This window comes from Bacteroides sp. 4_1_36 (genome assembly GCF_003466325.1).
GTDB classification, from domain to species: Bacteria; Bacteroidota; Bacteroidia; order Bacteroidales; family Bacteroidaceae; genus Bacteroides; species Bacteroides uniformis.
Genome location: NZ_QSOX01000009.1, coordinates 21453 through 38099, shown reverse-complemented (window position 1 = coordinate 38099; position 16647 = coordinate 21453). Strand labels below are relative to the sequence as shown.

Below are 16647 nucleotides of genomic sequence, written 5' to 3'. Positions count from 1 at the left end.
TTCAAAAGCAGTCTTCATGGCTCTAAATTTTGCTGGGACTGGTGCCAAACTGCTTTTTGAAGCATGTACTAAAATATTTCGGGTCAGAAAATCCGACCATATTCGCCACTTCCCCTATCGAATATTTCCGGGAAACCAGCAGCTCTTTTGCCTTGTTCAAACGGACAATGCGGATGAAGTCATTCGGTCCCTGCCCGGTCAGCGTCTTTATCTTATTGTAGACAGAAGTGCGGCTCATGCCCAGCATCCGGCAGAAGTCATTGATGGAGAATTCCGAATCGGACAACTCCTCCTCAATCACTTTCATAACCTTGTCCAGGAACTCCTTGTCCAACTGGCTGGTATAGTCTGTCTCTTCGGGCTGCGCATCCATCGCCAACACGGTTTCGCGCAAATGCTGCCTATTCTGAAGAATATTCCTGATACGCACTTTCAGCACAGACAAGTCGAAAGGCTTGATGATGTAGTCATTGGCACCGGCCTCCAGTCCGAAGATGATATTTTCCCTCTCACTCAGTGCGGTCAGTAATATAATAGGTATATGGCTTGTATCTACCGATGATTTCAGAATCCGGCACAATTCATCACCTTCCAGTACCGGCATCACAATGTCCGAGATAATGATATCAGGATTGATTTCCCTTGCCGTCTCCAATGCCTTTCCGCCGTCGGGCACGGCAACTACCTTATATTCGGAAGACAAGCTGTCCACCAGATACTCCCTCATATCCGCATCGTCCTCCGCCAGAAGAAGGACATTCTTCCCGGCACGTTCCGTTTCTTCATGCACAGCCCCGGTAGCGGCCTGAGCTTCTTCCCGGCCGTCAGCCTTCGCTTCCACCGCCACGCTCGCCTTTATCCTCTGCGGGAAAGTTACCGTAAACGTAGTTCCCTGTCCCTCCACGCTACTGAAAGAGATGGTGCCGTGATGCTGTTTCACAATGCGGCGCGTAATCATCAGACCGATGCCCGAACCGGTTTCCTCAAAGTTCATGGCATTCTGGGCTCTATAATATTCGTGAAAAATATTGCCCTGCTCCTCTTTTGGAATGCCGATACCCGTATCCTTCACTTCAATAGTCCACTTCTTTCTTGCAGTCTTCACCAGTATGTGAATGACTCCCTTCTCTGTATACTTCAAGGCATTGGAGAGCAGATTGTCTATGATATGATCCATCTTCTCCCGGTCAATCCAAACCTTGGGCATATCCGGCTCCACCTCCAACTCTATCCCGACGCTCTTCTGCATGGCGGCTAAATGAAACTCCGCCATCTTTTCCTCCAGATAAGCCTTAATGTCGTATGGAGAAACCTTCAGACACTCCTCGGCATGCAGTTCCGTTTTCTGCAACTCAAGCAGTTGAGTAATCATTCCCATCAGTTTTTCCACATTCTTCATAGCCACCGCAACGGTTTTCTTACCCTGCTCCGGAAGTCCCTCCTGCGCTTCGAGCTCGCTCAGCGGAGCCTTTATTAAAGTAACCGGTGTACGGATATCATGGGCTATACTGATAAAGGAACGTATCTTGTCCCTTATACGCCCCTCGTTCACCTTATGCCTCCTATACTGCACAAACATGTAGACAAAGACAGACAACAAAATGAAATAGATGAACAGCGCCCACCACGAAACCCAGTAAGGGTTATGAATGACAATATCCAGACTTCTTTCTCCCACCTGCTGCCCGGTGTATTTATCAAATGCCCGCAAGCGGAATACATACTTACCGGACGAGAGATTCATATAGCTCACGTTCCGCACTGAATTGGAGTGTTCCCACTCTTCATTGTGATTTTCGAGCCTATACTCATACCTAATACGATGCGGGACTGCAAAGTTGATGGCAGAGAAGGAAATAGAGAAGGAGTTTTGATTATACTTCAAATCTATTTTCCGGGTATCATTGATATTCGTTTGCAAAAGAGAGCCTTTCATTCCCGCTTTGACCGATTCATAAAGCAGTTTAAAGTCTGTCAGAATCAGCTCAACGGGTGCATGAGTCCCCAAGTCCAAAGACGGGAGAAAGGAAAGAACCCCTTCTGCGGTGCCGAAAGCAAGACATCCATTCTTCAACTTAAGGGCAGCATTCGGATTGTAATATCCCCAGCTGACATCCAAAAAATCATTGGCACTGATGATAATATCCCGGGAGCAGTCCAAGCAATACAATTCCTTCTCCGTACTGAACCAGATACGCCCTTCGTTATCCTCCAGCAGGCTGTTGATGGAATTGGAAACCAGATTGTCATCTACGGTATAGGCATGCGCCTCTTTCCCATCCGGCCCAACACGTATAAGGCCTTCCCCGTCTGTAGCCAGCCAGGTATCGCCGGATGAGGACTGCATCAGGCAACGGACAGGATAATGCAGAGAGATGTCTCCAAACGTCTGATGCCACTGCGTGTCTCCCGACTTCTTATCAAAGACGGCCAACCCGCTGCAACCGGCAATCAGTAATGAGCCCCCCTTACCCGGCTTTATGTCACCTATGCAATCAATCGGGTAATATGTATAAGTATCCGTCCGTATATCGTAACGGGTAAACTCTCCTTCAATACCACCGAACCAGACATAATCCCCTTCCGCATAAATGGCATAAACATAGTCGGTGGCCATTCCCTTCTCCGGATGTGCATTTCTTTTCTCTTTCTTCTGTACCCGTCCGGTCTGTTTATCAATACAATAGACACCGATACCATAGCCACCTACCCAGATGTTTCCCCCGGAGTCTTCGGCAAGCGCCAATACCACTTTGCCACTATATTCCGTACCGTCCAGATAGTGGGTCCATTTGCGTGACCGAGGTTGATAGAGGCTGACGCCGTTGTTTGTACCATACCAATAATCTCCCTCCGAGTCCTGAAACATCACATTTACATGGTCCGACTTCAGGGAATTATCATTATTGCGTTCGTGCCTGATTCTATAGACATCCGGCATCTCCGGATCCAGATAGCTGATGCCATTCGTAGAAGTGCCAATCCATACAACTCCGGATTCATCCACACAAATATCGGATACCGTATTACCACTCAAGCTTTTGTCATCATCCCCGTTATTCATATAATGGTTCAAAAGTTCTCCGGTAGCGACATCCATGCAAAAAACACCTGCACCGTCGGCTCCCACCAGCAGCAAATTATCCTTTGTCCTTGCAAACGAACGGATAGGTACATGAGGAATCCGGTCATTCAAGGAATGTATTTGCCCTTCGGGACCGTCAAGCACAAATACGCCGTTTGAAAAGGTACCGATGAACAGCTTCGCTCCGAAGACATAGAGCGATTCCACATGCATCTCTGTATGCAGGCCAACCGGCCTCGTCTCAAAAGACGAAGAACCTGCCGTTCCTACCCTCGTCAGCCGGAAGACACCCTTGTCGGTGCCTGCAAAAAACACTTCATCTTCCATTTGGACCATGCAACGGACAGATTGCCCCTTCAATCCGGCAAAAGACAGCCCTGCACTTTCTTCCCAAGAATAAAGCCCCTTCGACATACACAACCACAAACGGTTTTCGTCATCAAACAGCATATTATACAATACCGGAGAAGGCAGGTAATCGGCCAAGTCCACACGCAATTGGAAAGAGTCCGTCAGTTTGTTGTATGCATAGATTTTTCCATTCTTCAATGCAACCCAGACAATACCCTCCTTATCACACATCATGGTAGTGGAAGACTGGATATTGTCCCTGGAATCAACCATTCCGTCCAACTTGTAATGCTTGATTTCATTCCCGTCATAACGATCTATCCCGACATGAGTATACACCCAGACAAATCCGGCTGAATCCTTGTTTATCTGGAATACTTGCCGACTACCCAATCCCTCCTTGATACCCAAGGTGCGGAATGAACCGGCAAACAAGTCAGCGGACAAAAAAACGAACACCCATAACAGCAGAAATGTACATGCAACGGATTTATATGGAAACGGATATGGAGCAGACATAGGTCATATATTGTTTTTCGGATGCAATATTACGCATAAATATAAAAAAAACGGTCGAAAAACTATCCGAATAGGTTCGATTTCTATTACTTTTGCCTTCCGAAACCAACAAATCATGAGAAGCCATGCTCAGTAAGTTCAAATTAAACCAGCTCTATTTCAAGGACACACAGTTTGCCAACCTCATGACACGGCGCATTTTCAACGTCCTTCTGATAGCCAATCCTTACGATGCTTTCATGCTGGAAGATGACGGCCGCATCGACGAAAAGATATTCAATGAATACACTTCGCTCTCCTTGCGCTACCCTCCCCGTTTCACGCAGGTTTCCACTTGCGAGGAGGCGCTGACACAGCTGTCCTCCATCTCTTTCGACCTCATCATCTGCATGCCGGGCACGGGAGACAACGACAGCTTCGACGTGGCACGATACATCAAAAACCTGTATGAACAGATTCCGATGGTGATACTTACCCCTTTCAGCCACGGCATCACCAAGCGTATTGCCAATGAAGACCTCAGTCCCTTTGAGTATGTGTTCTGCTGGCTGGGAAACACCGACTTGCTGGTTTCCATCATCAAGCTGATAGAGGACAAGATGAACCTGGAGCACGACGTCAACGAAGTGGGTGTGCAGCTCATCCTGCTGGTGGAAGACGGCATCCGCTTTTACTCCTCCATCCTGCCCAATCTGTATAAATTCGTATTGAAGCAGAGCCAGGAATTCTCTACTGAAGCACTGAATGCCCACCAGCGCACACTGCGCATGAGGGGACGTCCCAAAATTGTACTGGCACGTACCTATGAAGAAGCCTTTGGCATCTACCAAAAATATAAGAATAATATATTAGGTGTCATCACCGACGTACGCTTCCCCCGCGTAGAACGGGGCGAGAAGGACGGACTGGCCGGTATCAAGCTCTGTGCCGCCATCCGCAAGGAAGACCCGTTTGTACCCCTTATCATACAGTCCAGCGAATCGGACAACGTAGCGTATGCAGCCAAATACGATGCCGCCTTCATCGACAAGAATTCCAAAAAGATGGATGTGGACCTGCGCCGTATTGTATCAGACAATTTCGGCTTCGGCGACTTTATCTTCCGCAACCCGGACACGCTGGAAGAGATTGCCCGCGTAAAGAATCTCAAAGAGCTGCAGAACATTCTTTTTGCTGTTCCGGCAGAATCATTCCTTTACCACATCAGCCGCAACCACGTCAGCCGCTGGCTCTACTCACGTGCCATGTTTCCCGTGGCAGAGTTCCTGCGGCCCATCACCTGGAATAGCTTGCAAGACGTGGATGCCCACCGTAAAATTATCTTCGAGGCTATCGTGAAATACCGCAAGATGAAAAACCAGGGAGTAGTGGCAGTCTTCAGGCGCGACCGCTTTGACCGATACTCCAACTTTGCCCGTATTGGCGACGGTTCGCTGGGAGGCAAGGGGCGCGGACTGGCTTTCATCGACAACCTGGTGAAGCATCACCCCGAGTTCGAAGAGTTTGAGAATGCCCGTGTCGCCATCCCCAAGACCATCGTGCTCTGTACCGATGTGTTCGACGAGTTTATGGATACCAACAATCTGTATCAGATAGCCTTGTCCGATGCCGACGATGACGTCATCCTGCGCTACTTCCTCAAAGCAAAGCTGCCCGACCGCCTGGTGGAGGACTTCTTCACCTTCTTCGACGTGGTGAAGTCGCCGCTTGCCATCCGTTCGTCCTCGTTGTTGGAAGACTCGCACTACCAACCCTTCGCCGGCATCTACAACACCTACATGATTCCCTATCTGGACGACAAGTACGAGATGCTGCGCATGCTGAGCGATGCCATCAAGGGAGTATATGCTTCGGTCTACTTCCGCGACTCGAAGGCATACATGCAGGCAACGAGCAACGTTATCGACCAGGAAAAGATGGCTGTCATCCTGCAAGAGGTAGTGGGCAACCAGTATGGTGACCGCTACTACCCCAGCATGTCCGGTGTGGCACGTTCGCTCAACTACTACCCCATCGGCGACGAGAAGGCAGAAGAAGGTATCGTCAATCTGGCGCTCGGTTTAGGTAAATACATCGTGGACGGTGGCATGACGCTCCGCTTCTCGCCCTATCACCCCAACCAGGTGCTGCAAACCAGCGAAATGGAGATTGCCCTCAAAGAGACTCAGACCCGCTTCTATGCCCTCGACCTGCGCAATGCCGGTCACGACTTCTCCATCGACGACGGCTTCAACCTGCTGAAACTGCACGTCAAAGAAGCGGAAAAGGACGGAGCACTGAACTACATAGCCTCCACCTACGACCCTTACGACCAGATTATCCGCGACGGGCTTTATCCCGGCGGACGCAAAGTCATCACCTTTGCCAACATCCTGCAACACGACGTATTCCCCCTGCCACGCATCCTGCAACTGGCTTTGAAATACGGAGAGCAGGAGATGCGCCGTCCCGTAGAGATAGAGTTTGCCGCCACCATGAGCCGCGAGAAGGACAAAACCGGCACCTTCTACCTGCTGCAAATCCGCCCGATAGTCGACACCAAGGAGATGCTGGATGAAGACCTTACCGCCATTCCGGACGACCAGGTACTGCTCCGTTCCAACAACTCATTGGGACATGGCATCATGAACGAGATACATGACATTATCTATGTGAAGACAGACGACTATAGTGCCTCCCACAACCAGGAGATTGCCTGGGAGATAGAGAAGCTGAACCAGCAGTTCCTGGACGAAGGCCGCAACTATGTCCTTGTAGGTCCCGGACGCTGGGGTAGCAGTGACACCTGGCTCGGCATCCCCGTGAAGTGGCCGCACATCAGCGCTGCCCGCGTGATAGTGGAAGCCGGACTGACCAACTACCGGGTAGACCCCAGCCAGGGAACCCACTTCTTCCAGAACCTGACCTCCTTTGGAGTGGGATACTTTACCATCAACGCCTTTATGAATGACGGCGTATACAACCAGGAATTCCTGAATGCACAGCCTGCCGTACACGAGACGAAGTACCTGCGGCATGTACATTTCCACCAGCCGATGGTGGTAAAGATGGATGGCAAGAAGAAACTGGGAGTGGTGCTGATGCCCGAAGAATAAATCAGTCCGTCAGCCGGTGCAGCACAATCATCACCACCTCTGCGGGAGCAAACATGCGGATGGCTTTCTGCGAAGTGCCGATGCCGTTGGTGACAATCATCGGGATGTTCTTTGAGTTGTACTTCAGCCCGGAGAGGAACCGCTGCCCGTAGTGCGAGGGGACTATCGGTGCATAAAGCCCGAACAGCGTCACCTGCCCGCCATGCGTGTGTCCGGCCAGGATGAGATCGGAGTTTGTCACCGGGACGTCCTCGGCATAGTCTGGCGTATGCGTCAGCAGGATTACGAAATCGTCGGGCGAAAGGCCGAGTGTGGGCGATGTGCCGTTCTTGCCCAAGTCGAAAGGATTGCGCACGCCCGCCACAAGAATCCGCTCACCGCCACGCCGCAGGGTGTCCACCTTATGCTCCAGCAGATGCATGCCATAATGCCTCATTTCGCGCACGATGTCGTCATAGCAAGCCTCGTAGTCATTGTTGCCAAGCACGGCATAGGTGCCCAACGGCGTCTTCACTTGCGCCAGGGCAGCCATGACGGGCGGCACGTACTGGCAGCCTTCGTGAAAGTCACCGCCAATCAGCAGCACGTCGGCCTTCTGGTCTATGAGCAGGCGGACCAGGTCCTTCAATCCCTCCTCCTTCAGCAGGCTTTTGTAGTGCAGGTCGGAGACAAAGGCGATGCGGAAGCCCTCGAAGGCGGCAGGCACGTCGCGATGCGTGAAGTCGTACGTCTTAATGCGGCTGACGCCCTTATAGGCCGAGCCTACGTGGGTGGTTTTCGATGTGATTCTTGTACCTCGCTGCACAATTACCTTTTGTACCGGTGCCGTTTTCTTTATCTGCTGTTTCTTTACCTCGCCCTTCGCCGGCTGGCGGCGGACATTACGCAAATCAGACTGGTCAAAGGTGAACATCGGCGAAAGGCGGGCAGGCAACCCGATAGTATCGCCAAGCTGCGTGCTGTCTGCCTGCATGACTGGCTGCGGCAACGACACGGTAATCATCCGCTTGGAACGGCAGGAAGACAAGAGCAGCAGAGAAAGAATGGATATGTAGACTAACTTCTTCATCATAAGTGGGTACAAATATAGGGATTTTCAGTATTTTTGCTGGCAGATGCCGAACTAAATTGGAACTACGATGAACGAGATTAAACAGAATTCACCCTACGCATGGTTTCTCGCCGCCCGCCCCAAGACGTTGACGGGAGCCATCATCCCGGTATTGCTGGGCAGTGCCCTTGCCTTCAGCGACGGACAGTTCAAGACCGCACCCGCCCTGCTGTGCGCCCTCTTTGCCTGCGGCATGCAGATTGCCGCCAACTTTATCAACGACCTCTTCGACTTCCAGAAAGGGACCGACCGTCGGGAAGACCGGCTGGGGCCACAGCGCGCCTGCGCCGAAGGTTGGATTACGCCGGCAGCCATGAAAACCGGCATCGGCATCGCACTGACACTGTCGTGCCTGGCAGGGCTGGCAGTGCTGTTCACCGTCTGGGGGCAGCTGCCCCACGGAGGCTGGGAACTGGTGGTGCTGGGCGTGGTGTGCATACTGTTTGCTTTCCTCTATACCACGCTGCTCTCCTATCGGGGCTGGGGCGACGTACTGGTGCTGGTGTTCTTCGGCTTCGTGCCCGTATGCGGCACCTACTACGTGCAGGCCTATACGCTGAATATGGATGTGGTGGTGCTGTCGCTCGTCAGTGGCCTCGCCATAGACACCTTGCTGATGGTGAACAACTATCGCGACCGCGAGCAGGATGCCGTGAGCGGCAAGTGTACGCTGGTGGTACGCTACGGCAAGAAGTTCGGTGAGAATATGTATCTGGCACTGGGCATCGCCGCCGTGCTGCTCTGCTTCTGGTTTGTCTACACGGGCAAGCTGACTCCGCTGGAATTTATCTGGGCTCCCTGCGTCTATCTCTATATGCACGCACTGACGTGGCGCAAAATGATACAGATAGGTAGCGGTAAAAAGCTGAACAGCATACTGGGCGAGACGTCGCGCAATATGCTGTTCTTAGGATTACTGTTAGCGGTGGCGCTGAATTGAGAGGTTAGAGGTTAAGGATTAGCGGTTAGACCCTAATCCCTAAACCTTAACCTCTACCTCCATACATCTGTTCGTAATACTTCTGATAATCACCGCTGGTCACTTCTTCCACCCACGGCTGGTTGTTCAGGTACCATTCAATGGTCTTGACGATGCCGACCTCGAACTTCGTCTCCGGATACCAGCCCAGGGCATTGGTAATCTTTGTGGGGTCGATGGCATAACGCTGGTCGTGACCTAGGCGGTCTTTGACGAAGGTGATAAGGTCTTCGTTTATCCAGCTGATGTCAATCGTGCCGTCGGCGGCTTTTACTTGTTTCTTCAGCACTGCACGGTAACGGGGTTCTTCCTCCATCAAGCGGCGGACGGTGGCAATAGTCAGCTTCACGATTTCAAGATTGGTCTTTTCGTTGTGACCGCCTACGTTGTAGACTTCGCCTTCCACACCCTCGCGGACAACCAGGTCGATAGCTTTGCAGTGGTCTTCCACGTAGAGCCAGTCACGCACGTTACTGCCGTCGCCATAGACGGGGAGGTTCTTGCCTTCGAGAATATTCTTGATGATAAGCGGAATCAGCTTTTCGGGGAAGTGATAAGGACCGTAGTTGTTGGAACAGCGGGTGATAGTGACGGGCATCTTATAGGTATCGTGATAGGCCATCACTACCATATCGGCACTCGTCTTGCTGGCGCTGTAAGGGCTGTGCGGGCAGAGCGGGGTTTGCTCTGTGAAGTAGCCTTCGGCACCAAGTGAGCCGTAAACTTCGTCGGTAGACACTTGATGGTAACGAACGCCTTTGCGCCAAGTGGGATAACCGGACTCGTCCTTACCCGTGACCCAGGCACGGCGGGCGGCATCGAGCAAGTTTTGTGTACCCAGGATGTTGGTCATCAGGAAAAGCTGGGGATTCTCTATGCTACGGTCTACGTGGCTCTCGGCAGCAAAATTCACTACGTAATCGAACTTATACTTGGCAAACAGTTCGTCGGCAAGCACGCGGTCGCAGATGTCACCTTTTACAAAAAAGCAACGTTCATCGTCAATGTCATTGGCAATGGTGCCCAGATTGCCTGCGTAGGTCAAGGCATCCAGTATCACCACTTTAATATCATTATGTTTTGCCAGGATATATTTAATATAGTTGGCGCCGATAAAACCGGCGGCACCGGTTACGAGATAAGTCTTCATGAGAATTAAAAATTATAAATTAAAAATTAAAGTCAGCGGGCCTTTATAGGAGAACTATTCTCCTTCTCTTTTTGGGGAACAAAGAGTTCATCGCTTCGATTCAGCCAGTTCCATCAGGTATTTGCCATATTCGGTCTTGCCAAGCTGTTCACCCAAGCGATACAGCTGGTCTACATCTATCCAGCCCTTGCGCCAGGCAATCTCTTCGATACAGCTCACGCGGAAGCCTTGACGGTTCTGGATGGTGGCGACAAAATTGCTGGCTTCCAGCAGGCTGTCGCAATTGCCGGTGTCGAGCCAGGCAAAGCCACGGCCGAAGAGCTCCACTTTCAGCGTGCCCTCGTCCAGATAGAGACGGTTGAGGTCGGTAATTTCGTATTCGCCGCGAGCAGAGGGCTTCAAGGAGGCGGCTTTCTCTGTCACGGTGGAGTCGTAGAAGTACAGTCCGGGGACGGCATAGTTGCTTTTAGGATTGGCAGGCTTTTCTTCCAGCGAGACGGCTTTGCCGTTGGCATCAAACTCCACTACACCGTAGGCACGGGGGTCCTTGACGTAATAACCAAAGATGCAGGCACCCTTGTCTATGGAAGCGGCACGCTTCAGCATGGCGGAGAAGCCTTGACCGTAGAACATGTTGTCGCCCAGAATAAGGCAGCCCGGTCCGCCGTCCAAGAACTCTGCACCCAGCACAAAGGCTTGTGCCAGTCCGTTGGGATTCTCTTGTATCTTATAGGAAAAGGACATACCGAGTTCTTCACCGGTTCCCAGCAGCTCGCGGAACATGGGTAAGTCACGTGGAGTAGAGATAATAAGCACTTCGCGAATCCCCGCCAACATCAGTGTAGAGAGCGGGTAGTATATCATCGGCTTGTCGTAGACGGGCATTATCTGCTTGGAGATAGCCTTGGACAACGGATAGAGACGAGTGGCACTGCCACCTGCAAGAATAATTCCTTTCATATTTCAGTTCTTTTTCGGTGATACTTCAAAATGGAGAATAAAATAAGAAGGAGGACGATGCCCCACGGCTCTACTTGCTATTCGGGTACAAAGATAATGGAAAAATTCGATTAAGTGAAGGCTTGGTTTCATCTTTTTACTTCATTGCTTTGCTTACTCCGGTACATTGTTTTGCTTACTTCAGTGCGTAACGGCCGTCACCCCTTGATGAAACGGTCTTTACCTCAGCGTGTAACGACCTTTACCAAATAGTGTAACGGCCTTTACCCAATAGCGTAACGACCTTTACATTAGCATGTAACGGCTTTTACACTATAGCGCAAGCAATCGGTAAATACAATCCATTGAAAATAAACAAACTACATCATCGGTCAGCAAGTTCTATCACCTCCAAATCTTTAAACGTTCCCCCATCAACCGCAAAGCGTACCATCGTACGCACCTTATGGAAACCTTGAATGCCCGCAGCGCCCGGATTGATGTGGAGTACATCCAACGTCTTGTCATACTTCACCTTCAGTATATGCGAGTGCCCGCTGATGAACAGCTTTGGGGGACGCACCAGAATGCTGCCCTTGATGGAAGGGTCGTAGTTGCCGGGATAACCGCCGATATGCTTCATCAGCACCTCCGCCCCATCCACCGTGAAACGGAGAATCTGCGGATAGAGCTGCCGTATCTCCTGCCCGTCAATATTGCCATACACGGCACGGAAGGGACGGAAAGCCGCCAGCTTCTGTGCCACTTCCAGCGAACCGATGTCACCGGCATGCCATATTTCGTCACAGCCCTCAAAATATTGCAGGTACTTTTCATCCCAGTAGCCATGCGTATCCGATAATAAACCAACTTTTGTCATCTTTCCTTTGTTTATTAAGACAAAGGTAATTATATTTGGGAAGAATACAATGTGGTAATGTGCTAATATGCCACATTAACACCTTAACACCATGGACAACAGATATTTCAAACGTGACATCAGCTGGCTTTCCTTCAACTACCGCGTACTGCTGGAAGCGGAAGACGAGACATTGCCGCTATACGAACGCATCAACTTTATTTCTATATACTCTTCCAATCTGGAAGAATTCTACAAGATACGCGTAGCCGACCATAAGGCCATAGCCACCGGAGCCTCGCAAAGCGATGAAGAGACTATGCAGTCTGCCGCCGAACTGGTAGATGAAATCAACCAAGAAGTCAATCGCCAACTGGAGGAACGTATCCGCATCTACGAACAGAAGATACTGCCCGCCCTGCGGAAACATCACATCATATTTTATCAAAGCCGCAACGTAGAACCGTTTCACCGCGACTTTGTGCGCAGCTTCTTCCGCGAAGAGATATTCCCTTATCTGGCCCCGGTGCCCGTAAGCAAGGACAAGGTGATTTCATTCCTGCGCGACAACCGTCTCTATCTGGCCGTACGGCTTCATCTGAAAGGAGCTCCCGCCAGTTCTCCAAACTGCATCCAGTATTTCGTGATGAAACTGCCGTACAGCAAAGTGCCGCGCTTCATCCAGCTGCCCAAGGTGGGGAAAGACTATTATCTGATGTTCATTGAAGACATCATCAAGGCCAATCTGGATACCATCTTCCCCGGTTATGAAGTGGACAGCAGTTATTGCATCAAGATTTCACGCGATGCGGATATTCTGATAGACGATGCCGCCAATACCTCCGAAATCATCGAGCAGGTGAAGAAGAAGGTAAAGAAACGCAAGATAGGCGCCGTGTGCCGTTTTGTATACGACCGCGCCATGCCCCAGGACTTCCTCGACTTTCTGGTAGATGCCTACCGCATAGACCGCCGGGAGCTGGTGCCGGGAGACAAGCACCTCAACATGGAGGATTTGCGGCATCTGCCCAATCCCAACCAAAGCGTACGTCCCATCAAGAAACCCCAGCCCATGAAGCTGACCTGCCTGGACGAACGCGAATCCATCTTCCGCTATGTGGAGAAGAAGGACCTGCTGCTGCATTATCCCTACCACTCCTTCGACCACTTCATCCATTTTCTATATGAAGCCGTCCACGAACCCACCGTGCGTGAAATCATGGTGACCCAGTATCGCGTGGCAGAGAACTCCACCGTCATCAACACCCTGATAGCCGCCGCACAGAACGGAAAGAAAGTCACCGTCTTTGTGGAACTGAAAGCCCGCTTCGACGAAGAAAACAACCTCGCCACCGCCGAGATGATGAAAGCTGCCGGCATCAACATCATTTTCAGCATACCAGGACTAAAGGTACATGCCAAAGTAGCCCTCGTGCTACGCCGCGATAAGGAAGGGCGCAAACTGACAAGCTACGCCTACATCAGCACCGGCAACTTCAACGAAAAGACCGCCACCCTCTATGCGGACAGCGGACTATTCACCTGCAACCCAGTGATTGTAAACGACCTGCACAACTTGTTCCGTACTCTGCAGGGAAAGGAAAATCCAGTGTTCCACCGCCTGCTTGTGGCCCGCTTCAACCTGATTCCTGAACTGAACCGCCTCATCAATCACGAAATAGAACTGACCCGGCAAGGCAAGCAAGGACGGATTATCCTAAAAATGAATGCCCTGCAAGACCCCGCCATGATAGACCGCCTCTACGAAGCCTCGCAAGCCGGTGTAGAGATAGACCTCATTGTCCGCGGCATCTGCTGCCTCATCCCCGGGCAGGAGTACAGCCACAACATCCGCGTGACACGCATCGTGGATACCTTTCTGGAACATGCCCGTGTGTGGTACTTCGGCAACGGCGGCGCACCCAAGCTCTTCCTCGGCTCGCCGGACTGGATGCGGCGTAACTTGTACCGCCGTATCGAAGCCGTCACCCCCATTCTGGACCCGGACTTGAAGCAAGAGCTCATCGATATGCTATCCATACAACTGTCGGACAAACGGAAAGCCTGCTTTGTGGACGACCGGTTGCGAAACCGCTGGAAGTCGTCGCGACCGCAAAAGGAGAAGGTACGGTCGCAATATAGCTTTTACGAATACTTGAAACAAGGGATTAAGGATTAACGATAATTATCAATCGTCAATTATCAATCGTCAATCGCTTTGTAACATTTCTGTAACATGTATGACATTTCCCTGCAACACCAAACTCTTTCCTTTGCAGCCGGAAATAAAATACATGTCTATGGAAACAATTTATCTGGGTATCGTCATCTTTCTGTTCGTACTCGCGATTTTCGACCTCGTGGTAGGTGTCAGTAATGATGCGGTCAATTTTCTTCAGTCGGCTGTCGGAGCAAAGGCAGCATCTTTCAAAACCATACTGTTCATTGCAGGCATTGGCGTCTTCATCGGTGCGGCACTCAGCAATGGCATGATGGACATTGCACGACACGGCATCTATCAACCGGAGCACTTCTACTTTGCCGAAATCATGTGCATTCTGCTTGCCGTCATGTTGACGGACGTCGTGCTATTAGATGTCTTCAACACTATGGGAATGCCTACCTCCACCACTGTATCCATGGTGTTCGAACTGTTGGGAGGTACGTTCGCACTGGCGCTCATCAAGGTCTATAACAGCGATACATTGGGACTGGGCGACCTCATCAATACAGACAAGGCGCTGTCTGTCATCATGGCCATTTTTGTATCCGTAGCCATTGCCTTCTTCTTCGGTATGCTGGTACAGTGGCTGGCACGTATCGTGTTCACCTTCAACTACAAGAAGAACATGAAATACAGCATCGCGCTGTTCGGTGGTATAGCTGCCACCAGCATCATCTACTTCATGCTGATAAAGGGGCTGAAAGACAGCTCATTCATGACCCCTGAAAACAAGCAATGGATACACGACAATACCGCATTGCTGATAACCGGTTTCTTTGTATTCTTCACCATACTGATGCAGATACTGCATTGGTGCAAGATAAATGTCTTCAAAGTAGTGGTTCTGATGGGTACTTTCGCCCTCGCTCTTGCCTTTGCCGGCAATGACTTGGTGAACTTTATCGGTGTCCCCCTCGCAGGATATTCCTCATTTATTGACTATACAGCCAATGGTACGGCCGCCGGCCCCGACGGATTCCTGATGTCCTCACTCCTCGGTGCAGCCAAAACCCCGTGGTATTTCCTTATCGGTGCAGGCGCCATTATGGTTTATGCACTCTGCACATCCAAGAAAGCCCACAACGTTATCAAGACTTCCGTGGACCTTGCCCGCCAGGATGACGGTGAAGAGAACTTCGGAAGTACCCCGATAGCCCGTACGCTGGTACGCTTCAGCATGACTCTGGCTAACGGAATATCCAAAACGATGCCTGAAAGCAGCAAGCGGTGGATGAACACACGCTTCCAGAAGGATGAAGCCATCATAGCCGACGGCGCCGCTTTTGACTTGGTTCGCGCCTCCGTCAATCTCGTATTGGCTGGTCTGCTCATCGCCTTGGGAACTTCCTTGAAACTTCCCCTTTCCACCACTTACGTCACCTTTATGGTAGCCATGGGTACATCGCTTGCCGACCGTGCCTGGGGACGTGATTCGGCGGTATTCCGCATTACGGGTGTACTCAGCGTTATCGGCGGTTGGTTCATCACTGCCGGAGCAGCGTTCACCATCTGTTTCTTCGTAGCACTGATTATCCATTTCGGCGGTACGGTTGCCATCCTGGCACTGATTGGTCTGGCAGTCTTCATGCTGATTCGTAGCCAAGTGATGTACAAAAAGCGCAAGGAGAAAGAAAAAGGCAACGAGACCCTGAAACAGTTGATGAAGAGTACGGACAACAATGAAGTCATCGAATTGCTCCGCAAGCATACCCGTGAAGAACTGGTGAAGATTATAGAATTCACAGAAGAGAATTTTGAACGTACCGTCACTTCCTTCCTACACGAGAATCTACGCGGACTGCGTCGTGCCATGGGCTCAGTAAAATTCGAAAAACAACTCATCAAGCAGATGAAGCGTACCGGAACACTTGCCATGTGCCGTCTCGACAACAATACCGTACTGGAAAAAGGACTCTATTACTATCAAGGCAACGACTTTGCCAGCGAACTGGTGTACAGCGTAGGCCGTCTTTGCGAACCTTGCTTAGAGCACATAGACAATAACTTCAATCCGCTGGATGCCATTCAGAAAGGAGAATTTACAGACGTAGCCGAAGACATCTGCTATCTGTTACAAGTATGCCGCCACAAGCTGGAAACGAACAATTATGATGAACTGGAAACAGAGATTCGCAAAGCCAACGACCTCAACGGACAGTTGTCTCACCTGAAACGCGAAGAGCTGCAACGCATCCAAAGCCAGAGCGGCAGCATCAAAGTCAGCATGGTATACCTGACTATGATACAAGAAGCCCAGAACGTAGTGACCTACACCATCAACCTGATGAAAGTAAGCCGCAAGTTCCAAGTAGAAAAAGAAGAGTTATAAGTTATG

9 protein-coding genes are annotated in these 16647 nt (G+C 50.7%); 4 read left to right on the top strand and 5 right to left on the bottom strand.

Annotated features, from left to right (window positions below):
* Positions 1-22: 22 nt before the first annotated feature.
* Positions 23-3955 (bottom strand): hybrid sensor histidine kinase/response regulator transcription factor, encoded by a 3933-nt coding sequence (locus DXD65_RS10310; protein ID WP_008665140.1) that lies wholly within the window; start codon positions 3953-3955, stop codon positions 23-25.
* 125 nt (positions 3956-4080) lie between these two features.
* Between DXD65_RS10310 and DXD65_RS10305 the strand changes: the two genes are divergently transcribed.
* The gene (locus tag DXD65_RS10305) at positions 4081-7050 is read left to right on the top strand and encodes a PEP/pyruvate-binding domain-containing protein (RefSeq protein ID WP_005827042.1); all 2970 of its coding nucleotides are present in this window, start codon (positions 4081-4083) and stop codon (positions 7048-7050) included.
* A gap of 1 nt (position 7051) precedes the next feature.
* On the opposite strand, the gene DXD65_RS10300 is transcribed toward DXD65_RS10305, so the two are convergent.
* Positions 7052-8119, bottom strand: coding sequence for a metallophosphoesterase (locus DXD65_RS10300; protein ID WP_034523237.1), 1068 nt, complete (start codon positions 8117-8119; stop codon positions 7052-7054).
* A 70-nt stretch (positions 8120-8189) separates the two neighbouring features.
* Here DXD65_RS10300 and menA point away from each other — a divergent pair, with 70 nt between their 5' ends.
* Positions 8190-9101 carry a 1,4-dihydroxy-2-naphthoate octaprenyltransferase gene (menA, locus tag DXD65_RS10295; protein ID WP_005827044.1) on the top strand — a complete coding sequence of 304 codons (912 nt, stop codon included), beginning with the start codon at positions 8190-8192 and terminating at the stop codon, positions 9099-9101.
* A gap of 46 nt (positions 9102-9147) precedes the next feature.
* Here the strand turns inward: menA and rfbB are convergent, their stop codons facing one another.
* The 3 genes from rfbB to DXD65_RS10280 all read right to left on the bottom strand — a co-directional run bounded on the left by rfbB (position 9148) and on the right by DXD65_RS10280 (position 12109).
* Positions 9148-10290 (bottom strand): dTDP-glucose 4,6-dehydratase, encoded by a 1143-nt coding sequence (gene rfbB, locus DXD65_RS10290; protein ID WP_005827045.1) that lies wholly within the window; start codon positions 10288-10290, stop codon positions 9148-9150.
* Positions 10291-10377: 87 nt separating this feature from the next.
* Positions 10378-11250, bottom strand: a complete 873-nt coding sequence (gene rfbA / locus DXD65_RS10285) for a glucose-1-phosphate thymidylyltransferase RfbA (protein ID WP_005827046.1) — start codon at positions 11248-11250, stop codon at positions 10378-10380.
* 364 nt (positions 11251-11614) lie between these two features.
* Positions 11615-12109, bottom strand: coding sequence for a metallophosphoesterase family protein (locus DXD65_RS10280; protein ID WP_005827049.1), 495 nt, complete (start codon positions 12107-12109; stop codon positions 11615-11617).
* A 91-nt stretch (positions 12110-12200) separates the two neighbouring features.
* On the opposite strand from DXD65_RS10280, the gene DXD65_RS10275 reads away from it, so the two are divergent.
* Together DXD65_RS10275 and DXD65_RS10270 are read left to right on the top strand one after the other, a co-directional pair.
* Positions 12201-14267: an RNA degradosome polyphosphate kinase gene (locus DXD65_RS10275; protein WP_117887610.1), complete on the top strand. Its 2067-nt coding sequence runs from the start codon at positions 12201-12203 to the stop codon at positions 14265-14267.
* 121 nt (positions 14268-14388) lie between these two features.
* Positions 14389-16641: an inorganic phosphate transporter gene (locus tag DXD65_RS10270; RefSeq protein WP_008664001.1), complete on the top strand. Its 2253-nt coding sequence runs from the start codon at positions 14389-14391 to the stop codon at positions 16639-16641.
* Positions 16642-16647: the final 6 nt, after the last annotated feature.

Bases quoted from the DNA above. Each gene is read 5' to 3' on its own strand.
- DXD65_RS10300 (WP_034523237.1), bottom strand. From the start codon at position 8,119: ATGAAGAAGTTAGTCTACATATCCATTCTTTCTCTGCTGCTCTTGTCT.
- rfbB (WP_005827045.1), bottom strand. From the start codon at position 10,290: ATGAAGACTTATCTCGTAACCGGTGCCGCCGGTTTTATCGGCGCCAAC.
- DXD65_RS10270 (WP_008664001.1), top strand. From the start codon at position 14,389: ATGGAAACAATTTATCTGGGTATCGTCATCTTTCTGTTCGTACTCGCG.
- DXD65_RS10275 (WP_117887610.1), top strand. From the start codon at position 12,201: ATGGACAACAGATATTTCAAACGTGACATCAGCTGGCTTTCCTTCAAC.
- rfbA (WP_005827046.1), bottom strand. From the start codon at position 11,250: ATGAAAGGAATTATTCTTGCAGGTGGCAGTGCCACTCGTCTCTATCCG.
- DXD65_RS10280 (WP_005827049.1), bottom strand. From the start codon at position 12,109: ATGACAAAAGTTGGTTTATTATCGGATACGCATGGCTACTGGGATGAA.
- DXD65_RS10310 (WP_008665140.1), bottom strand. From the start codon at position 3,955: ATGTCTGCTCCATATCCGTTTCCATATAAATCCGTTGCATGTACATTT.
- menA (WP_005827044.1), top strand. From the start codon at position 8,190: ATGAACGAGATTAAACAGAATTCACCCTACGCATGGTTTCTCGCCGCC.
- DXD65_RS10305 (WP_005827042.1), top strand. From the start codon at position 4,081: ATGCTCAGTAAGTTCAAATTAAACCAGCTCTATTTCAAGGACACACAG.